Origin of the sequence: Aliihoeflea sp. 2WW (assembly GCF_000497755.1) — a bacterium.
Lineage (GTDB): Bacteria > Pseudomonadota > Alphaproteobacteria > Rhizobiales > Rhizobiaceae > Aliihoeflea.
This window is the reverse complement of record NZ_AYOD01000011.1, coordinates 73,087-93,491: the sequence shown is the minus strand read 5'-3', so window position 1 is coordinate 93,491 and position 20,405 is coordinate 73,087. Positions and strand designations below refer to the sequence as shown.

Annotated in this window: 13 protein-coding genes; 8 read left to right on the top strand and 5 right to left on the bottom strand. The window is 66.1% G+C overall.

All coding sequences use genetic code 11. The features are described from left to right. Window positions 1-104: 104 nt before the first annotated feature. Complete coding sequence (locus ALII_RS0107160; protein WP_024586639.1) at window positions 105-3,182, bottom strand: efflux RND transporter permease subunit; 3,078 nt, start codon at window positions 3,180-3,182, stop codon at window positions 105-107. Further along, complete coding sequence (locus ALII_RS0107155; RefSeq protein ID WP_024586638.1) at window positions 3,179-4,330, bottom strand: efflux RND transporter periplasmic adaptor subunit; 1,152 nt, start codon at window positions 4,328-4,330, stop codon at window positions 3,179-3,181. The genes ALII_RS0107160 and ALII_RS0107155 overlap by 4 nt, the downstream gene beginning before the upstream one ends. Window positions 4,331-4,468: 138 nt before the next feature. On the opposite strand from ALII_RS0107155, the gene ALII_RS0107150 reads away from it, so the two are divergent. The 3 genes from ALII_RS0107150 to ALII_RS0107140 all read left to right on the top strand — a co-directional run bounded on the left by ALII_RS0107150 (window position 4,469) and on the right by ALII_RS0107140 (window position 7,116). After that, entirely contained in the window at window positions 4,469-5,038 is a 570-nt protein-coding gene (locus tag ALII_RS0107150) for a TetR/AcrR family transcriptional regulator (protein WP_024586637.1), read from the top strand. Between the two features lie 90 nt (window positions 5,039-5,128). Further along, complete coding sequence (locus ALII_RS0107145) at window positions 5,129-5,887, top strand: glycosyltransferase family 25 protein (protein WP_024586636.1); 759 nt, start codon at window positions 5,129-5,131, stop codon at window positions 5,885-5,887. Further along, window positions 5,884-7,116, top strand: a complete 1,233-nt coding sequence (locus ALII_RS0107140) for an O-antigen ligase family protein (protein WP_024586635.1) — start codon at window positions 5,884-5,886, stop codon at window positions 7,114-7,116. Before ALII_RS0107145 ends, ALII_RS0107140 begins: the two co-directional genes overlap by 4 nt. Here ALII_RS0107140 and ALII_RS0107135 read toward each other — a convergent pair. Then, entirely contained in the window at window positions 7,094-7,828 is a 735-nt protein-coding gene (locus tag ALII_RS0107135; protein ID WP_201767711.1) for an SDR family oxidoreductase, read from the bottom strand. The genes ALII_RS0107140 and ALII_RS0107135 overlap by 23 nt on opposite strands. Window positions 7,829-7,967: 139 nt before the next feature. Between ALII_RS0107135 and ALII_RS0107130 the strand changes: the two genes are divergently transcribed. The 3 genes from ALII_RS0107130 to ALII_RS0107120 are packed head-to-tail and all read left to right on the top strand — an operon-like array spanning window position 7,968 to window position 14,527. After that, window positions 7,968-11,273, top strand: coding sequence for a transglutaminase family protein (locus ALII_RS0107130; protein ID WP_024586633.1), 3,306 nt, complete (start codon window positions 7,968-7,970; stop codon window positions 11,271-11,273). Continuing rightward, window positions 11,270-13,648 (top strand): circularly permuted type 2 ATP-grasp protein, encoded by a 2,379-nt coding sequence (locus ALII_RS0107125; protein WP_024586632.1) that lies wholly within the window; start codon window positions 11,270-11,272, stop codon window positions 13,646-13,648. Before ALII_RS0107130 ends, ALII_RS0107125 begins: the two co-directional genes overlap by 4 nt. Window positions 13,649-13,654: 6 nt before the next feature. Further along, a complete protein-coding gene (locus tag ALII_RS0107120) occupies window positions 13,655-14,527 on the top strand; it encodes a transglutaminase family protein (RefSeq protein ID WP_024586631.1) in 873 nt (290 codons plus the stop codon). A 6-nt stretch (window positions 14,528-14,533) separates the two neighbouring features. Here the strand turns inward: ALII_RS0107120 and ALII_RS0107115 are convergent, their stop codons facing one another. Further along, a complete protein-coding gene (locus ALII_RS0107115) occupies window positions 14,534-15,937 on the bottom strand; it encodes a mannose-1-phosphate guanylyltransferase/mannose-6-phosphate isomerase (protein ID WP_024586630.1) in 1,404 nt (467 codons plus the stop codon). A gap of 120 nt (window positions 15,938-16,057) precedes the next feature. On the opposite strand from ALII_RS0107115, the gene ALII_RS0107110 reads away from it, so the two are divergent. Further along, window positions 16,058-17,422, top strand: coding sequence for a phosphomannomutase/phosphoglucomutase (locus ALII_RS0107110; protein ID WP_024586629.1), 1,365 nt, complete (start codon window positions 16,058-16,060; stop codon window positions 17,420-17,422). 158 nt (window positions 17,423-17,580) lie between these two features. Then, window positions 17,581-19,404, top strand: coding sequence for a glutamine--fructose-6-phosphate transaminase (isomerizing) (gene glmS / locus ALII_RS0107105; RefSeq protein WP_024586628.1), 1,824 nt, complete (start codon window positions 17,581-17,583; stop codon window positions 19,402-19,404). Here the strand turns inward: glmS and ALII_RS0107100 are convergent. Beyond that, window positions 19,391-20,332: an NAD-dependent epimerase/dehydratase family protein gene (locus tag ALII_RS0107100; RefSeq protein ID WP_024586627.1), complete on the bottom strand. Its 942-nt coding sequence runs from the start codon at window positions 20,330-20,332 to the stop codon at window positions 19,391-19,393. The two genes, glmS and ALII_RS0107100, sit on opposite strands and share 14 nt — an antisense overlap. Between the last annotated feature and the right edge of the window lie 73 nt (window positions 20,333-20,405).

The window sequence follows — 20,405 nt, the reverse complement described above, 5'->3', positions numbered from 1 at the left end:
TACACAATTCGTATCGGCGCGACATAAGGCCGTGGGCCGAAAATGCCAAGGGCGGCCCGCGATCGCGAGCCGCCCCTTCATTTGGACGCCGGAAGCCGGAATTGCTATTCCGCCGGCTGTGGCGAAATGTTCGCGACAGGCTTGCGCGTCGCCTCGGAACGCTCCTTCGAGGTGATGAGCGTATAGAACATCGGCACCACGAACAGCGTGAAGAACGTGCCGATCAATAGGCCCGAGAAGATCACGAGACCCATCGCCTGGCGGGCCGCTGCACCCGCGCCGGCCGCAATCATCAGCGGAATGACGGCGAGCGCCAGCGCGGCGGTCGTCATCAGGATCGGCCGCAGGCGCACCGTCGCCGAATAGACGATCGCCTCCCGGATCGACATGCCCTCGTCACGCTTCTGGTTGGCGAACTCGACCAGAAGGATGCCGTGCTTGGTGATGATGCCGATCAGCGTGATGAGACCCACCTGCGTGTAGATGTTCAGCGTCCCCAGCCCCAGATTGAGCGGCAGGATCGCGCCGAAGATCGACAGTGGAACCGACATCAGGATGATGAACGGGTCGCGGAAGCTTTCGAACTGCGCAGCGAGCAGGAGGTAGATCACCACGATTGCCAGCGAGAAGGCGATCAGGATCGTGTTGCCCTGCTGGACCTCGAGCCGCGACTGGCCGGAATATTCGATGAAGAACGAATCCGGCAGCGCCGCCTGCGCAATTTCGGTGATCGTCTGCAGACCGGCACCCGTCGTGATGCCGGGCAGCGGCAGCGCCGAGATCGTGGCCGAGTTCAACTGGTTGAACTGCTCGATCGCGGCTGGCGCGGCATTGGTCGAGATGGTCACGACCGAGGAAAGCGGGATCATCTCGCCGGTGGTCGCGCGGATGAAGAACTCGCCCAGTCTTTCCGGGTTGTCGCGATATTGCTGCGGCACCTGGGTGATGACGTCGTAGCTGTTCGACTCGCGGTCGAACTGCGCCACGGCCCCGCCGCCGACCAGCGCGCCGAGCGTCGTGCCGACATCGCTGACGGGCACGTTGAGCGCGGCGGCGCGTTCGCGGTCGATGGTGATCGTCACCTGCGGCGCGTCGAAGGCGAGCGAATTCTGGACGACGATGAACTGTCCCGTCGCCTCCGCCTCGCGCCGGATCTGGTCTGCGACTTCGTAGACCTGGCTCGGATCGCCGGTCGACTGGACGATGAGCGAGATCGGCAGGCCGCCGCCGGCACCCGGCAGCGAGGGCGGCGCGAAGACGAGCGCCTCGACGCCGTCTACCGTGCCGATCCGGGCCTGGATGTCCTGCTGGATTTCGGCCTGGCTCCGGTCGCGTTCGGCCCAATCCTTCAGAGCCCAGACCACGAAGCCCGAATTGGTCTGACCTCCGAGCCCGACGATAGAAAAGCGCGAGCGCACTTCCTCGAGGTCGGTGGTCGCGGCCTCGATCTGTCCCGCATAGCCGGAGGTATAGGGCGTCGTCGCATAGCGCGGTGCGGTGACGAGCGAGAAAAGCGCTCCCGAATCCTCTTCGGGCGCGAGCTCGCTCGACGTGTTGAAGAACATGAAGGCGGTCACGGCCACCAGCGCGGCCGAGATGAAGAGCGTCACCGGGCGATAGTTCAGCGAGCCCGAAACCATGCGGCCATACCAGTTCGACAGGCGGTCGAAGGTGCGGTCGACGAACATCTGGAAGCGGCTGTGCCCGCCCGATTTCAAGAGCCGCGCCGACATCATCGGCGTGATGGTCAAAGCGACGATGCCCGAAATGACGACCGCGCCGGCAAGCGTGAAGGCGAACTCGCGGAAGAGCGCCCCGGTCAGGCCGCCGGTAAAGCCGAGCGGCATGAAGACGGCGACGAGCGTCAGCGTCATGGCCACGATGGCGAGCGAGATTTCCTGCATGCCCTTGATGGACGCCGCCATCGGGGAAAGACCTTCCTCGATATGCCGGTGGATGTTTTCCACCACGATGATCGCGTCGTCGACCACGAGGCCGATGGCGAGCACCATGGCCAGAAGCGAGAGCAGATTGATGGAATAACCCATCATCAGGAGGAAAAAGCAGACGCCGATCAGCGACAGCGGGATCGTCGCCACCGGCATGAGCACGGAGCGGAACGAGCCCAGGAACAGAAGGATGACCACGACCACGATCGCGACCGCTTCCGCGATGGTGACGAACACCTCGTCGATGGAGGCCCGGATCGTGTCGGTCGCGTTGTAGACGAGCGAGACATTCATCCCGTCCGGCAGCGTCGCCTGGATCGCCGGCAGTTCCGCGTTGACGGCATCTGCGGTGTCGAGCGGGTTGGCCGACGGCGTCGGGAAGATGCCGATGAACGTGCCCGGATTGCCGTTGAAGTTGACGACCGTGTCGGTGTTCTCGGCTGCAAGCTCGACATTTGCGACGTCACGCAGCCGCACGACCTCGTCGCCGTCCGAGCGCAGGGGCAGGGCGCCGAAGGCCTCGGGCGTCTGCAGCGTCGATTCGAGCGTGATCGAATAGGCGACATATTCGTTGCGGGTTTGGCCGGGGGCCGACAGGAAGTTGGAGGCATTGATTGCCTGCAGAACTTCCGATGCCGTCACGCCGCGGCTGGCGAGCCGGATCGGGTCGATCCACACGCGCATCGCATAGTTCGCCGCACCGAGGATCTGCACCTCGGCGACGCCCTCGATGGTCGACATGCGCGGCCGGATGACGCGCTCCAGATACTCGGTGAGCTGCTCGGCCGTCATGTTCTCGTTCTGGAAGGCGAGATACATGATGGCGAATTGCTGGCCCGTTCCCTTGACGATGACCGGGTCTTCGGAGTCCGACGGCAACTGCCCGCGCACCTGCTGGACCTTGGACATGACCTCGGTCAGCGCCACGTCGGGATCGGCGCCGAGCTGCATCTGGACCGTCACCGTGCTCGACGAGGGGCGGCTGGCCGAAGTGACGTAGTCGATGTCCTCTGTCGTCGAGACCGCCGAGGCGATCGGCGCCGTCACGAAGCCCTGGATGAGCTCCGCGCTCGCGCCCGGATAGACGGTGTTGATGGTGATGACCGTCTCTTCGACCTCGGGATATTCCCGGATCGAGAGGTTGAAGAGGCCCTGGAAACCCAGGAGCAGGATGAGTGCGCCGAGGACCGTCGACAGGACCGGGCGGCGCGTGAAGAGTTCGGAAATGTTCACTGGTCGCTCTCCGCAGCTTCGACGGAAGCGTCTGCGCCATCCGGGGCGTCGGCGGATGGGCTGAGCGTCACCGGCGCGCCGTTCGACAGGCGGTTCTGGCCGGCGACGACGACACGGTCGCCCGCACTGACGCCATAGGTCACCTCGACGAGCTGTCCGTTGCGTCGTCCGGTCTGGACGAAGACCTGGCGGGCGACGAAGCGCTCGGCCTCGCCTTCCGCGGGCTCCTGCGCCTCTTCCGGCGCACTCACGACATAGACGAAATCGCCGTAGAGGCTGGTCGTCACGGCGGTTTGCGGCAGGGCGATGACGTCGCTTTCGACCGGCATCTCCACGCGAACCCGCACGAACTGGCCGGGATTGAGCGCACCTTCCTGGTTATCGACCTCGGCGCGCACGCTGACGAGCCGCGTCTGCGGGTCGATGCGCGGTTCGATGCCCGTAATGGTGCCGGACGAGACGGCGCCGCCGGCTTCCGTCGCGATGTTGACGGTCTGGCCGATCGAGAGGCGTCCAAGCTGCTGCTCGGGAACGGTGAAGTCGACCCGCAGCGTATCCAGCGCCTGCAAGGTGGCGACCGTCGTGCCGGCGGCGATGTATTGTCCCACCTCGACGCGCGGCAGGCCGATCGTGCCGGAGAACGGCGCTTCGAGCGCCTTCTGGCTGAGCACCGCTTGCAGCCGCTCGATCTGGGCGCGGGCGGACGCGGCGGCAGCCTCGGCCTCCTGCACGGTCGAGGCGGAGCTGACCCCGCGATCCGAAAGGGTCTGCGCGCGCGTGAGTGCCTGCGTGCTCACATCGACCTGCGTCTGGGCGGCGGCGATCTCCGCACGCTCGATCGTGTCGTCGATCTGGACCAGCAGCATGGCCTCGTTGACCTCGTCATTGGCGCGGAAGTTGATCTCGCGGACGACGCCGGTCGCTTCGACGGCGAGATCGATGCCGCGCGCCGCATAGACCGTTCCGATCGCCTCGATGCCGGGTTGCCAGTCGGCTGGCTCGGCAACGACCGAATCGACCGGGAAGGCGGGCGCCTGCCGGTTAGCGAAGAAATCCTGGATCGCCTGATCGCGGAACATGTTGAAGCCGACGATGCCGCCGACGACGATTGCGACGAAGACGATGGCAATGAGAAAACGTTTGATCATCGGTGGGCCCGTGACGAAGCTGGATGGCGCTCAAATGCGCTATGATGCGTGGAGGACTTGCAATTGTGCGGCGCATTACTGTACCGTCCGGACGGTATTGTCAACATTTGCTAATCTGCAAAGGCAGCGCGTGACGAATTGAAGCTTCCAGTTGGCCGACCCAGCTCCCGACAGCGCATCCTCGAGGCGGCGGAGGCGCTGGCGCGCGAGCAAGGTCCCGGCAACATATCGCTCGACGCCGTTGCCGCAAGGGCAGGCCTGTCGAAAGGCGGCCTGCTCTACAATTTTCCAACCAAGGCCAAATTGCTGGAAGCGCTGGTCGAAATGCATATCGAACGCGCCGAAGCGGCGCTTGCGCAGAGCGTCGAAGCCGGCCCAAAAGGCCGCAACGCCATGGCGCTGGCCTATCTGCGCTACTGTCGCCAGGAGATGATCGATCGGCCGGAGCCGGCATCCGGCGTGCTGGCGGCCATCGCGGAGAACCCCGAATTCATCGATCCGGTGCGCCGCTATCAAAAGCAGGTGATGGAACGGCTGCGCGAGCGCTCGGCCGATTTCGAACTGTCGACGATCGCATTCCTGGCGATCGAGGGGTTCTGGTCGCTCCGTCTGATGGAAAGCGACTGCATCCGCCCCGAAGAAATCCAGCGCGTGCTCGACAGGCTGGAGCGCGAACTGGAAGGCGCTGCGCGACCGACGACTGTTTGACGTCCGGGGATATTGGGGCTAGGGCACGCTGCCGGTCGCCGCGAAACGCGTGCGCATCGGTTTTGCCGAGTGCCGATTTTCGCAGGTTCGATGTCTGCCAACGCCTTCCAGGTCTATGTGATCAACCTCGATCGGTCGCCCGCGCGCCTCGCCGCCGTGAAGGCGAGTGCGGACGTCTATGCGTTTCCCGTCAACCGGGTGGCCGCCGTCGAAGGCCGCGCGATTTCCGCCGAAAACCATCCGGGCGTCGACGTGGCGCGGTTCGAGCGCGTCAACGGCCGCACCCTCGTGCCGGGGGAACTCGGCTGCTATCTCAGCCACATCAAGGCGCTCGAGGCGTTCCTGGCCGATGGACGCGAGATCGGCCTGATCTGCGAAGACGACATCGCCTTCACCGATGATACATTGCCACTGATGACCACTCTCGCGGCCACATCCGGCTGGGATGTCGTCAAGCTGTTCAATTTCCGATATCGCGGCTTCCTCCCCCATCGCCATCTTCAGGACGGATGGGTAATCGGGCGCTGCCTGCACGGGCCGTCGGGCAGTTCGGCGGCCTACGCCGTGACGCGAGAGGGCGCGCGGCGGCTCCTCGACAATCTGCTGCCGATGATGCTGCCTTTCGACGTCGCGCTGGAGCGTGGCTGGAAGGGCGCGATCCGGTTCTACACGACCGACCGTCGGGCAATCGGTCTGCAGCCCGGCGAGGCGAGCACCATCGTGGGCCAGGGGGGGCTCATCAAATATCCGTTCTACCGTCGAGGCGGCACGCTTTTGTTCCGCGCCAACGAGTACGTTCGCCGTATGGCGTTCGCCTTGCGTGGCGCTGCGACGGGATCGTCGCGATGAAATGGACCACGCGACATTTCCTGCAGCGCAGACGCTGGGACTCCTGGCTGACGGCGGTCGGCGGTGCGGCGATGCCGCTACGCCATGGCGTCACGCCCTTCGTGACGGTGTTCTTCGCAGCGGTCGGCATCTATCTGGTCGCCATCAATCATCGCCGCGCCCGTGCGCTCGCGCCGTGGTTCACCGGTCTCGCTCTTGCCTATCTCGTCTGGTCGCTTGTGCTCGTATTCGTGCGCGGCGATCCCGTCATGAACAACCAGCAGATGAGCTATTCCCTCCTGATCGGCAGTCTGGCGTTCATCGCCAACGGGCTCGTCCTGGTCCGCGACCCTTTGCGATTCTTCGTCGTTGGTAGCCGGGTGGGCGTGGTGGCCGCGACCATCGCCGCACTGAGTTTCCATCTGCTCGGCGAAAGCCGCGTCGGTCTTGGCGGCAACCCCGCGCCATTCGCGATGGTTGCCGCAATCTGCATGATCGCTGCAGTCCTTCCCGTCAGGAATCCGCCGCGCTGGGCACCGAATTCGATCGTCTACGCCCTGATCGGAGCGGTTCCGATCTTCTTTTCCGAAACCCGCGCATTGCTGGTGATCGTCCCGCTCGTCCTGGTCGTCGAATATCTGGTCTGGCTGCGGACGAAGCCGCGAGGGTCGCAGATATTGGGGGCAGTCGCGGGCGTGGTTCTAAGCGCGGGCCTCTTGTCCGCCGGCCCGGTCCACGATCTGATCGAACGGGTCTTCACGCCCGTCATCCTCCACTACACCGGCCAAGACGTCGAATGGAACAGCGCGACGGGCGACATCCGTCTTGCCCTGTGGGAGGGCGCGGTGGTCTCGATCGCGGAGCGGCCCTTCTTGGGTTACGGGGAGGACCGGATGGCGCACATCATCCATCACGCCCCCGCGATGCACGACGTGCTGCGCGAGTTCAAGCACGCGCACAACATGTTCCTCGACGAGGCGCTGACGCATGGCCTGCCGGGGCTGTTCATCCTTTCCGGCCTGCTGGTCGCCGGGCTCGGCTATGTCTACCGGCATGTCGGCGACATGGCTGCGAAACGAAACGCCTTCTATTTCCTGGCAGCGCTTCTGTCCTACGGTTCGCTCCACAATCCGTTCCTGCACGAGACGACGATCTGCGGCATCTTCCTCTATCTGGGTGTCATGATCGCCGTCGCGGCGCGCAACAGGCAGCGCGCGCAGGTGCGGCTCAAAGCGTCCGCAGGTCGGTGAGGGTCTCGGCGCCGAAAGCATCCGACAACAGATAGGCTGCGATCTTCGCTCCCGCCTCGGTGGGCGAGGCGAGGACGCCGTCGGCCTTCATCGCCTTGAACTGGTCGATGGCCGGGAACTGCTCGACGCTGGAGCCGCGAATGTCGGCCTGCATGTCGGTGTCGATAACGCCGGGCGCGAGGCTGGCGACGCGAAGGCCGGGAACCGCATCCTCCTTGATTGCGCGGGCATGGTTGTCGAGGGCGGCCTTGGTCGCGCAATAGACGCTCCAACCCGCCATGCCTCGCCGCCCTGCGCCGGACGAGATGTGCAGGAGCCGGCGATCCTTCACCGGCGCCGCGACCGCCTGGAAGAGATCGGCCAGCACCAGCGGGCCGGTCACGTTCAGCGTCACCGCCTTGGCGATGTCTGCTGCGCCGCCGGTCCCGACCGGGCCGATCGGCTTCACCATGCCGGCATTGTTGACGAGGATCACGCGGTCGGCGCCAGCGCAGAACGCTTCGATCCGGTCGGAAAGCGACCGGTCGGTCAGCGCGCCCACATCGCCGAGGTCGAGCGCGACCTGCGTCAGCTTCGCCCCGTCGCTTGGCGCCAGATGCGTCGATGCGCGCCGCGACAGGCCGAGCACGTCGACCTGTTTGTCGAGCAGTGCGGCAGCGATCGCCTCGCCGAGCCCGCGGCTGTGTCCGGTCACGATTGCCTTCGTTTTCATCGTTCTCTCCATGGTCGGTGCGCAAGGTGATGGTCACGAACGGACCATGCAACTCTTTTCCAACAAAGCTGTGGTGCAACGCACCTATTTGTGGAAACGTCCGCACGACCCGATCCCACATGGAAACTCCATCCGCCCGATGTCGATCCTCGCTGCCATCAGCCATCTGACCCATTACAAATACGACCGCCCGGTCACGCTCGGCCCGCAGATCATCCGTCTGCGCCCCGCGCCGCACAGCCGCACGCGGGTCGTCTCGCATTCGCTGAAGGTCGCGCCGGACAACCATTTCGTGAACTACCAGCAGGACCCTTACGGCAACTGGCTGGCACGCTACGTCTTTCCAGAGCCGGTTCGCGAGCTGAAGATCGAGGTCGACCTCGTCGCCGACATGACGGTCTACAACCCGTTCGATTTCTTCGTCGAGGAGGAGGCCGAGCACTGGCCGTTCGACTACCCCGCCGCGCTGGAAGATGATCTCGTCATCTACCGCAGGCCGGAGCCCGCCGGCCCGCGCCTTCAGGCTTTTCTCGACACCATCCCGCGCGAGCGGACGCGCTCGGTCGATTTCGTCGTAAACCTCAATGCGCGGTTGGCGCGCGAGATCGGCTACGTCATCCGCATGGAGCCGGGCGTACAGGCGCCCGAGGAGACGTTCGAGCGCGCTTCCGGCTCGTGCCGCGACTCGAGCTGGCTGCTCGTCCAGATCCTGCGCCATCTCGGCTTCGCCGCGCGCTTCGTTTCGGGCTACCTCATTCAGTTGAAGCCTGATCTCGTCGCGCTCGACGGGCCGGCAGGCACCGACCATGACTTCACCGACCTTCACGCCTGGGCCGAGGTCTATCTGCCCGGCGCGGGCTGGATTGGGCTCGACCCGACATCCGGCCTCCTGACCGGCGAGAGCCACATCCCGCTGGCCGCGACGCCGCACTTCTCCAACGCCGCGCCGATTTCCGGACTGGCGAGCTATGCCGAGGTCGATTTCGCCTTCGACATGAAGGTGACGCGTGTCGCCGAGCATCCGCGCATCACCAAGCCCTTTTCCGACGAAGCCTGGACCGAGCTCGACCGACTGGGCGAGCAGGTGGACGCGGCGCTGACGGCCGGCGACGTGCGGCTGACGATGGGCGGCGAGCCGACCTTCGTTTCGATCGACGATTTCGAATCCGCCGAATGGAACACCGACGCGGTCGGCCCCACCAAGCGCGCGCTTGCAGACCAGTTGATCCGACGGCTTCGCGACCGCTTCGCGCCCGGTGGCTTCCTGCATTACGGGCAGGGCAAGTGGTATCCGGGCGAGACGTTGCCGCGCTGGACCTTCTCGCTCTACTGGCGCGACGACGGCAAGCATATCTGGCGCGATGCGGACCGGATCGCGACGGAAGCGGGCGGCGGCACGGCTTCGCCGCAGGAGGCGGAAAGCCTGCTCCAGGCCATCGCCGGAGAGCTCGGGCTTCCCGGCGAGAACGTGGTGGCCGCCTATGAGGACCCGGCCGAGTGGCTGTTGAAGGAAGGCCAGCTTCCCGAGAACGTCACGCCGGAAAACTCCGAACTGAAGGACCCCGAGGAGCGCTACCGCATCGCGCGTGTTTTCGGCCGTGGGCTGACTGAGCCGTCCGGCTACGTCCTGCCGGTGCAGCGCTGGCAGGCGGCGGCGACCGCGCCGCGCTGGATGTCCGAGGTCTGGAACGTGCGGCGCGGGCATCTCTTCCTCGTGCCCGGCGACAGCCCGGTCGGCTATCGCCTTCCGCTGGGCTCGCTCCCCTACGTGCCGCCGGCGCAATATCCCTATGTGAACCCGGCCGATCCGACCGAGGAGCGCGGGTCGCTGCCCGAACCGCCGGAACCGGATCAGAAGGTGGCGAGCTTCACCGCCGCGACGCCCCAGCAGGCCATCGTCCCGCAGGAGATCGGCGAACTCGGCGGCGCCGTGCGCACCGCGCTTTCCGTCGAGCCGCGCGACGGCCGGCTTTGCGTCTTCATGCCGCCGGTCGAGCGCATCGAGGACTATCTCGAACTGGTCGCCGCCGCCGAGAACGCGGCCGAGAAGCTCGGCGTCAAGGTTCATATCGAAGGCTACGCCCCGCCGGCCGACCCGCGCATGAACGTCATCCGCGTCGCGCCCGATCCGGGCGTCATCGAGGTCAACATCCATCCGGCTTCGTCCTGGCGGGATTGCGTGGCGACGACCGAGGCGATCTACGAGGAGGCGCGCCAGTGCCGCCTCGGCGCCGACAAGTTCATGATCGACGGCCGCCACACCGGCACCGGCGGCGGCAACCATGTCGTCGTCGGCGGCCGCACGCCGATGGACAGTCCGTTCCTGCGTCGTCCCGATCTGCTGCGCAGCCTGATCCTCTACTGGCAGCGCCATCCGTCACTCTCCTACCTGTTCTCCGGCCTCTTCATCGGCCCGACAAGCCAAGCGCCGCGCATCGACGAGGCTCGCCACGATGGGCTCTACGAACTCGAGATCGCGATGGCGCAGATTCCCGATCCGCAGGAGGGCGGCCAGCCGCTGCCCTGGCTGACGGATCGCCTGCTGCGCAATCTCCTGACCGACGTGACCGGCAACACGCACCGCGCGGAAATCTGCATCGACAAGCTCTATTCGCCGGACGGGCCGACCGGCCGGCTGGGGCTGGTGGAATTCCGCGGCTTCGAGATGCCGCCCAATCCGCGCATGTCGCTCGCCCAGCAGTTGCTGGTCCGCGCCATCATCGCCCGCCTCTGGCAGGCGCCGGTCAAGGGCGCCTTCACGCGCTGGGGCACGGCTTTGCACGACCGCTTCATGCTCCAGCACCACGCCTGGACCGATTTCCTCGACGTCTTGGCTGACCTCAAGGACCACGGTTTCGCGTTCCGATCCGAATGGTTCGAGGCGCAGGCCGAGTTTCGCTTCCCGTTCTGCGGTGAAATCGAGGTCGAGGGCGTCAGGCTCGAACTGCGTCAGGCGCTGGAGCCGTGGCATGTGCTCGGCGAAACCGGCGCGATTGGAGGCACGGTTCGCTACACTGACAGTTCGACAGAGCGCCTTCAGGTCAAGCTTCAGGCGGCTGACCCCTCGCGCTATGCCGTGACCTGTAACCGCCGGCGCATGCCGCTGGAAAAGGTGGGGAACGGCATCGCAGTGGCGGGCGTGCGCTACAAAGCCTGGCAGCCCTCGATGGCGCTTCACCCGGTCCTCAAGGTCGATACTCCGCTGACCTTCGACATCTACGACAACTGGACGGGGCGCTCGCTCGGCGGCTGCGTCTACCACGTCGCCCATCCGGGCGGGCGCAACTTCGAAACGTTCCCGATCAACAACAACGAGGCAGAGGCCCGGCGGCTGTCGCGTTTCGAGCCTTGGGGGCACACGCCCGGCCGCTTCGAAGCGGTGCGCGAGACGCCGCATCCCGAGTTCCCGTCCACCCTCGATTTGAGGCGTCCGGCGAACCTATGACCGCCCCGTCGCCCCGCCCATCCCTGCCGAAAAGGCGCTCCGCGCTTCTGGAAACCTATCGTGCGTTCCCCGGAACGCATGACGAGCTTCTGGATGGCGACGGCGCGGTACGTCCGCTCTGGCGCGGCCTCGTCGACGATCTGGCCCGGATGAAGCCGGGCGAGATCGAAGGCCGCGTCGCGCGCGGCGACGAATATCTGCGCGATGCCGGCGTGTATCTGCGCCAGTTCGGCGCTGGCGATGCCGAGCGCGTCTGGCCGCTCAGCCATCTCCCCGTCCTGATCCACGAGAAGGACTGGTCCGGCCTCGTTTCCGGCCTCGTCCAGCGCGCCGAGCTTCTGGAAGCCGTCGCGGCCGACATCTACGGCGAAAACCGGCTCGTCGCGGACGGGCACCTGCCGGCGGCAATCGTCGCGCAGAGCCCCGAATGGCTGCGCCCGATGGCTGGCGTGCCGCCCGCCTCCGGCCACCGCCTGAACATCGTCGCCTTCGACGTCGCGCGCTCGGTCGACGGTAGCTGGTGGGTGCTCGGCGACCGCACGCAGGCGCCCTCCGGTGCCGGCTTCGCGCTCGAAAACCGCGTCGCAACCGCGCGCATCTTTGCCGAACTCTACGCCCACACCAACGTCCACCGGCTGGCCGGCTTCTTCCGCGATTTCCGCTCCAGCCTGCAATCGCTGGCGCCGGGCGGGGAAGGGCGTGCCGCGATCCTGACGCCGGGGCCGCACAGCGACACCTATTTCGAGCACGCCTACATCGCGCGCTATCTCGGCCTGTCGCTTCTCGAAGGCGAGGATTTGACCGTGCGCGACGGCCGCCTGATGGTGCGCACCGTCTCCGGCCCGCAGCCGGTCGGCGTCCTGTGGCGGCGTCTCGACGCGAGCTATGCCGATCCGCTCGAACTCGACGACCGCTCGCGCCTCGGCACGCCGGGCCTCGTCTCGGCGTTGCGGCAGGGCAGCCTCGCCATGGTCAACGCGCTCGGCGTCGGCATTCTCGAAACGCGCGCACTCCTCGCCTTCATGCCGCGCCTTTCGCAAATCCTCCATGGCGAACCGCTCGCCCTGCCCAATGTCGCGACATGGTGGTGCGGCGACGAGGCGACGCGCACGGCCGTCGCGGAGCGGACCGATCTGCACCGCTCCTCCGCGCTCTCGACCAGCCTCCCCTATGAAGGCGACGTGCCGCTGTCCACCCACGGCTTCTCGGTCGACGCTTCGCCCGAAACGCATCCCGAACTCTTCGTCGCGCAGGAGATCGTCTCTCTCGGCTCGACGCCGGCTCTCGACGGCGAAACGCTGGTCGCGCGGCCGTTCAGCCTGCGCGTTTTCCTGGCGCGCACCGCCGATGGCTGGCAGGCGCTGCCCGGCGGCTATGCACGCATCGCGGCGGGCGAGGGCGGTGCGGCAAGCCTGGCGCTCGGCGGCAAGGTCGCCGATGTCTGGGTCGTCGCCGACAAGCCGGTCGAAGCGATCAGCCTCCTTTCCGGCGAGCATGCGGCCAATCTCAAGGCGCAGCAGGGCGCGCTGCCGGCCCGAGCCGCCGACAATCTCTTCTGGCTCGGGCGCTATGTGGAACGCGCCGAAGACACGATGCGACTGGTGCGTGCCTATCGCGTGCGCGCGGCGGAGGCGGGCGGCGAGGAAACGCCGTTGCTCGTCCATTTCGGCGAGTTGCTGGAAGATTCGGGCATCGACCTTGCCCAGCGCATTCCCGAAGCACTGTCCGCGACCATCGGCTCGGCCGTCTTCAGCGCCTCGAAAGTGCGCGACCGGTTCTCGATCGATGGCTGGGCGGCGCTCAAGGATTTGGCCGCAACGACCCGGAATATGAGCGAGAAAGACGAGGTTTCAGACCCAAACGGGCGGATAATGGGCGTTCTTCTGCGCAAAATCACCGGTTTTTCCGGCCTTGCGCATGAGAATATGTACCGTTTCACCGGCTGGCGCTTCATGCGGATCGGCCGCTCGATCGAGCGCGCCATCGCGACGGCCTCCATGCTCGGCTTCATGATCGCCGACGATGCGCCGGAAGGCGCGCTCGATATCGCCATCGAGATCGGCGACAGCGTCCTGACCCATCGCCGCCGCTTTTCGCTCGAAGCAAGCGCTGAAAGCGTCGTGGCGCTGCTGGCGCTCGACCCGATGAACCCGCGCTCCATCCTGTTCCAGGTCGCGGAAATCAACGACCAGGTGCAATTGCTGCCCGATGGCGGGCTTGCCGGCCGGGCCGGCGACCTGGCGCGCGCGACGCTCCGGCTCCACACCGAGCTTGCGACCGCGCAGGCGCAGGAGGTCGACGCCCTCTTCCTCGAACGCGTGCATGGCGAGTTGGAGATCATCTCCGACCTCGTCGCCGCGGCCTACCTTGGATGACGCGCCATGCTCTATGACATCAGGCTGACCATGCGCTTCGACTATTCCGGCCTTGCCGGCGGCGGGCGCCACGCGATCCGCGTCCTGCCGCAGACGATCGGCGCGCACCAAAGGTTGATCGCCGGCCATGTCGACGTCGATCCGGTGCCGCGTGAGCGCTCGGCGCGGGTGGATTTTTTCGGCAATCCCGTCACCGACTGCGCCTTCGACGCCATCCCCGACGATCTGGTCTACACCGCGCAGGCGCGGGTGGAGCGCACGGCGCCGTCCTATGCCATTTCGGATTCGGTTTCCCTTGCCGATCTGCGTGCCGAACTCGATTCCGACAGGACACTTCTGGGGCGCTCGCCTGCGCATTTCCTCAACGCGTCGGCGCTCGTCCCGCCTCATGCGGGCATCCGCGACTATGCGCGGGAGCATTCAGCGCGCACGGTCTTCGATACGGCGCTGTCGCTCAACGCCGCACTCTACAAGGACATGCGCTACGACGCCGAGGCGACCGATGTCGACACGCCGCTGGCCGAGGCCTTCGAGGCGCGGCACGGCGTCTGCCAGGATTTCAGCCACATCATGATCGCCGCCCTGCGGCACCTCGGCATTCCCGCCGCCTATGTCAGCGGCTATTTGCGCACGATTCCGCCGGCGGGCGAAGAGCGGCTCGAGGGCGCGGATGCCATGCACGCCTGGGTGTCGGCCTGGTGCGGGGCGAAGACCGGCTGGGTCGAGTTCGACCCGACCAACGACCTCGTGGTCGGCGCCGACCACATCGTCGTCGGCTATGGCCGCGACTACGCCGACGTGCCGCCGGTGCGCGGCGTCATCCGCACCGCCGGCGGCCAGACGGCCACGCAGGCCGTCGACGTGCTGCCGCTCGATTAGCTCGGTCTACGACCTGCCGTAGCGGTCCTCGAAGCGCACGATGTCGTCTTCGCCGAGATAGGAGCCGGTCTGGACCTCGATCAGTTCGAGCGGGATCTTGCCGGGATTTTCGAGTGCGTGGATTTCGCCGAGCGGGATGTAGACGGATTCGTTCTCCGTCAGCATGATTGTCTCCTCGCCCTTGTGCACCCGCGCGGTGCCGCGCACGACGACCCAATGCTCGGAGCGGTGATGGTGCATCTGAACCGAGAGCTTGGCGCCCGGATTGACCGTGATGCGCTTGACCTGGTCGCGCTCCCCGACATCGATGGAATCGTAGTGGCCCCACGGCCGGTAGACGTCGCGATGGTTCAGGTGCTCGGTGCGGCCGGCCTCGCGCAACTGGTCGACGATGCCCTTGACGTCCTGAACCTTGTCCCGGTGCGCCACGAGCAGCGCATCCTTGGTCTCGACCACGACCAGGTCCTCGATGCCGACGAGCGCGACGAGGCGGCCATCGGCGCGCACCAGCGTGTTGCGCGTGCCGATCGACAGCACATCGCCTGAGAACGAGTTGCCGTCGCCGTCGCGCTCCTGCACGGACAGCAGCGCCGACCACGAGCCGATGTCGTTCCACTCGGCGTCGAGCGGCAGAACGACGGCGTCCTTGGTCTTTTCCATGACCGCATAGTCGACGGATTCGGAGGGACACTCGGCGAACGCCTTGGCGTCGACGCGCACGAACTGCATGTCGGGCGTCGTCGCGGCCATCGCCTGGCGGCAGGCGGCGAGGATATCTGGCCGGAATTTCTTCAACTCTTCCAGATAGCGGCGGGCGCGGAACATGAACATGCCGCTGTTCCAGAGGTAGTTGCCTTCCGAGACGTAGCGCCCGGCGGTGGCGGCGTCGGGCTTTTCCTCGAAGGCGGCGACCTCGAAGCCCGCCCCAAGCGGATTGCCCTTGCGGATGTAGCCATAGCCCGTCTCGGCGCTCGCCGGGACAATGCCGAAGGTGACGAGCTTGCCTTCCGTCGCCAGCTTCACGCCGGCGCGCACGCAATCGCGGAACGCCTCGGATTGGCGGATGTGATGGTCGGCGGCAAGGACGAGCAGGACCGGATCGTGCCCGCCTGCCGACGCGCGGATCGCAGCAAGTGCGATCGCGGGCGCCGTGTTGCGGCCGACCGGCTCGAGCAGGATCGTCGCATCCCCCGCGTCCGCGACGCGCATCTGCTCGGCGGCCAGAAAGCGCTGTTCCTCGTTGCAGATGATGAGCGGCGTCTGCGCGTCGAGGCCATCGAGGCGGGAGACTGTTGCCTGCAGCATGGTTTCATTGCCGACCAGCGCGTGGAACTGCTTGGGGTAGAGCTGTCGCGAAAGCGGCCAGAGCCGGGTCCCCGACCCGCCAGCCATGATGATAGGCAAAAGCATTCGCGCGTCCCCGCTGTCTTTCCCGGTTCCGTTCCGGAGTATTCATGACAAAGTCCAATTTACATGTCGTGAACGCAAATTGTGCAACTTGCCCCATCAAGTCTTCAGCGGAGTACGCCATTGGGATCGCCCTTCAAGGCCTATGACGTTCGCGGCCGCATCCCGCAGGAAATCGACGTCGCCTTCATGCACCGCTTCGGCAAGGCCGTCGGGCGCGAGCTGACCCCGCGCGCGGTCGTCGTCGGCCACGACATGCGCCAGGAAAGCCCGGCCTTCGCGCTGGCGCTGGCTCAGGGACTGCTGGATGTGGGCGTCGACGTTCTTCCGCTCGGCATGTGCGGCACGGAGGAGGTCTATTTCCACACCGCCGCAAGCGGCGCCGATGCCGGGCTGATGGTCACGGCGAGCCACAATCCGGCCGACTACAATGGGCTGAAGATGGTGCTTTCGGGCGCACGCGCCGCGACCCGCGAGAACGCGCTCGACGCGCTGGAGAACGTCGTCCTTTCAGAAATCCCGCTGCCGGCGGTGGCGGACTACGCCGCGCGCGGGCACCTGCACGACATCCTGCCGCGCCGGGCCTATGTCGACCGGCTGCTCTCATCCGTCGCAGCCAAGCCCTTGCGGCCGATGAAGATCGTCGTCCATGCCGGCAATGGTTGCGCCGGGCCCGTACTCGACATGCTCGAGCCGCATCTGCCCTTCGAGTTCGTGCGCGTCGACCACGAGCCCGATCCGCGCCTGCCGAACGGCATCCCGAACCCGCTTTTGCCGGAAAAGCGCCTGCGCGCGAGCGCCGCCGTGCGCGAGACGGGCGCCGATCTCGGCATTGCCTGGGACGGCGACTTCGACCGCTGCTTCCTGTACGACCATCGCGGCGAATTCGTCGAAGGCTATTACCTCGTCGGCATGATCGCGGCGACCATGCTGCGCGACCATCCCGGCTCGCCGATCATCTACGATCCGCGCGTCTGCTGGAACACGATCGACATCGTCGGCCAGATGGGCGGTGTCGCGAAAGCCTGCCCGACCGGGCACGCCTTCTTCAAGCAGAAGATGCGCGAGGAGGACGCCATTTATGGCGGCGAGATGAGCGCGCATCACTATTTCCGCGATTTCGCCTATTGCGATTCCGGCATGCTGGCCTGGCTCGCGGTCGTCGCGGAACTCTCGGCGCGCGACGTGTCGCTGGCCGATCTCCTCGCCGACCGCATCGCGGCGTTTCCGTGTTCGGGCGAGATCAATTTCACCGTACCGGACAGCCGCCGGGTTCAGGAGCGCATCGCCGACAATCTGGCCGGCAAGGCGCGCACGACCGACTGGCTGGACGGGCTGTCGATGGAATTCGACGATTGGCGCCTGAACCTGCGCGCATCGAACACCGAGCCGCTTCTGCGTCTCAATCTGGAGACGCGCGGCGACGTCGCGCTTCTCGCCGACAGACAGGCGATCGTGGAAGCGATGATCCGGGACGAACGGGCCTGACGCACCGGGTGGCCAGCCTTGCGGCGTCAAAACCGCAATGCTATGGCCGCCGAAACATCGATCTGCGCGATCCCGAACGGGTTTTCGGAGTCGCAATGCAGCTTTAACCGAAATGGATGCCGTCACGCGGGGCGGTACTCTCCCGATGAGGTCCTGATATGTGCGGTATCGTTGGAATCGTGGGCACACGCCCCGTCGCCCCCCTGATCGTGGACGCGCTCAAGCGCCTCGAATATCGCGGTTACGACTCCGCCGGCGTCGCGACGCTGTCGGACGCCGGGCTCGATCGCCGGCGCGCGGAGGGCAAGCTCGTCAATCTGGAGCGCCGCCTCGACGAGGAGCCTCTCGACGGCACGATCGGCATCGGCCACACGCGTTGGGCCACGCACGGCGTTCCGAACGAGACCAATGCCCACCCGCACTTTTCCAGCGGCGTCGCGGTCGTCCATAACGGCATCATCGAGAATTTCGCGGAGCTTCGCGAGGAGCTGAAGCGCGACGGGTATTCCTTCGCCTCGCAGACGGACACCGAAGTCGTCGCCCATCTCGTCGCGCATGGGGTGAAGAACGGCGCCAGCCCGGTTGAGGCTGCCCATGCCGCGATCCGGCGGCTGGAGGGCGCCTTCGCGCTCGCCATCATGTTCGCCGACGATGCCGACCTGATCGTCGGCGCCCGCAACGGCCCCCCTCTGGCGATCGGTCACGGCAAGGGCGAAATGTTCCTCGGCTCCGATGCCATCGCGCTGTCGCCCTTCACCAATGCCGTCACCTATCTGGAAGACGGTGACTGGACGGTGGTTCGCCGCGACAGCTTTGCCGTGTTCGATGCTGCCGGCAACGCGGTCAATCGCGAGAGAAGGCAGGCTGCCAACGCGGCCTATGTCGTCGACAAAGGCAACTACCGCCACTTCATGGAGAAGGAGATCTTCGAGCAGCCGGAGGTCGTCTCCCACACGCTCGCCCACTATCTCGACTTCTCCACCGGCCGCACCCGCGACATGGCCGCGCCGTTCGACTTTTCGTCGATCGACCGCCTCGCCATCTCGGCCTGCGGCACGGCCTACCTTGCCGGCGTCGTCGGCAAATACTGGTTCGAGCGCCATGCGCGCCTTCCGGTCGACATCGATATCGCTTCCGAGTTCCGCTACCGCGAGATGCCGCTGGCGGCCAAGGACGCGGCGCTGTTCATCTCGCAGTCCGGCGAGACCGCCGACACGCTCGCCTCGCTGCGCTATTGCCGCCAGGCGGGCATGAAGATCGGCGCGGTCGTCAATGTTCGCGAATCGACCATCGCGCGCGAATCCGACGGGACCTTCCCGACGCTCGCGGGTCCGGAAATCGGCGTTGCATCGACCAAGGCATTCACTTGCCAGCTCGCCGTCCTCGCCTCGCTCGCCGTTCGCGCCGGCGTCCAGCGCGGCACGATCAATGCTGAGGACGAGGCGCGTCTGGTGCGCCAGCTTGCCGAGGCCCCCCGCTACATCAATTCCGCGCTCAAGGTCGTCGAGCAGGTCGAGAAGGTCGCGCGCGAACTTCAGCACACCCGCCACGCCCTCTATCTCGGTCGCGACACCAGCTATCCGCTCGCCGTGGAAGGCGCGCTGAAGCTGAAGGAAATCTCCTATATCCACGCCGAAGGCTATGCCGCGGGCGAACTGAAACATGGCCCGATCGCCCTGATCGACGAGAACATGCCCGTCATCGTCGTCGCACCGCATGACCGCGTCTTCGAAAAGACCGTGTCGAACATGCAGGAAGTGGCGGCGCGGGGCGGCAAGATCATCCTGATCACCGACGAGAAGGGCGCTGAAAAGGCCGGTATCGAGACGCTGGAGACGATCGTCGTGCCGACCGCACCCGAACTTCTCGCGCCGCTCGTCTTCGCCGTGCCTCTGCAGATGCTCGCCTATCACACGGCCGTGCTCAAGGGCACGGACGTCGACCAGCCGCGCAACCTCGCCAAGTCCGTCACCGTCGAGTAGCGGCGAATTCCTGCCCCGAGCGTCGGATCGCGTCGCGCGCGCTTTCCGGCGGCGACCAGGCGAACGCATCGCGAAAGCGGCTTGAGTCCACCTCGAGATCGCCGAACAGGCTGTCCGCGATCTGCCCCTTGCCGGCAAGGCGAAGCGGGACAGCCAGAAGCGGGGCGGGAACGGGCACGAGCAAGGGCCGCCGACCCATGCCTTCGCGCAGGTCTCGAAACATCTGCGCAAGACTGACGCTTTCGCGATCGGCAACTGCATATGCGCCGCTCCTTTCGGGCGAGGCGTTTTCAAGGCAGTGGCGGATGGCGCCGACGAGGTTACCGACGCTGATCATGGTCCGCCGGTTGTCGACGGCCCCGAAAGGCAGCGGCAGGCCGGATGCGGCGAGCGTCATCATCGCGCGCCAATTGCCGCGCGATTGCGCGCCGTAGACGAGCGGCGGGCGCAGGCAAATGCCGGTCCGGCCGATCGATGCGAAACGCATGACGGCTTCTTCCGCCCTGAGCTTGGACCGCCCATAGGCGTTTGCCGGGTTGGGCGGCGTTATATCGTCGACTGCCACACTGTTCGCGTTGGCGGTCACGACGGCGATGCTCGACAGGAAGATGATGGTCTTGATGCCATATCGCTCCGCCTGCTCGACGATTCGCGCCGTACCGGCCGCATTCACGCGGTCGAAATCGTCGGGCGAATGCGCGGGGCTCGGGAGGAGGGCAGCCAGATGGACGAGCGCGTCCTGACCCTCGAGAGCGTCGCGCCAGTCGGTTTCGGCGCCGACCTCCCCGACCTTGACATGCCGGACGCCCGGTGGGAAATGCGCTTCACGCCTTGATGCGGCCGTGATCGCGTCGCCTGTCTCCCGCAGATTGTCGAGTAGCGCGGTGCCGATCACTCCGCTGGCGCCGGTAATCACGATCCGCTTCATCTGGGGGATTCTCGCATTTCGACGCGCATTGGACCGGAATCTGTAACATTGTTTATCGCCTTCGTCGCCGAGG

Excerpts from the sequence above, each read along its gene's own strand:
- ALII_RS0107140 (WP_024586635.1), top strand. The coding sequence starts at position 5,884 with ATGAAATGGACCACGCGACATTTCCTGCAGCGCAGACGCTGGGACTCC.
- ALII_RS0107145 (WP_024586636.1), top strand. The coding sequence starts at position 5,129 with ATGTCTGCCAACGCCTTCCAGGTCTATGTGATCAACCTCGATCGGTCG.
- ALII_RS0107120 (WP_024586631.1), top strand. The coding sequence starts at position 13,655 with ATGCTCTATGACATCAGGCTGACCATGCGCTTCGACTATTCCGGCCTT.
- ALII_RS0107125 (WP_024586632.1), top strand. The coding sequence starts at position 11,270 with ATGACCGCCCCGTCGCCCCGCCCATCCCTGCCGAAAAGGCGCTCCGCG.
- ALII_RS0107115 (WP_024586630.1), bottom strand. The coding sequence starts at position 15,937 with ATGCTTTTGCCTATCATCATGGCTGGCGGGTCGGGGACCCGGCTCTGG.
- ALII_RS0107135 (WP_201767711.1), bottom strand. The coding sequence starts at position 7,828 with ATGAAAACGAAGGCAATCGTGACCGGACACAGCCGCGGGCTCGGCGAG.
- ALII_RS0107130 (WP_024586633.1), top strand. The coding sequence starts at position 7,968 with ATGTCGATCCTCGCTGCCATCAGCCATCTGACCCATTACAAATACGAC.
- glmS (WP_024586628.1), top strand. The coding sequence starts at position 17,581 with ATGTGCGGTATCGTTGGAATCGTGGGCACACGCCCCGTCGCCCCCCTG.
- ALII_RS0107100 (WP_024586627.1), bottom strand. The coding sequence starts at position 20,332 with ATGAAGCGGATCGTGATTACCGGCGCCAGCGGAGTGATCGGCACCGCG.
- ALII_RS0107155 (WP_024586638.1), bottom strand. The coding sequence starts at position 4,330 with ATGATCAAACGTTTTCTCATTGCCATCGTCTTCGTCGCAATCGTCGTC.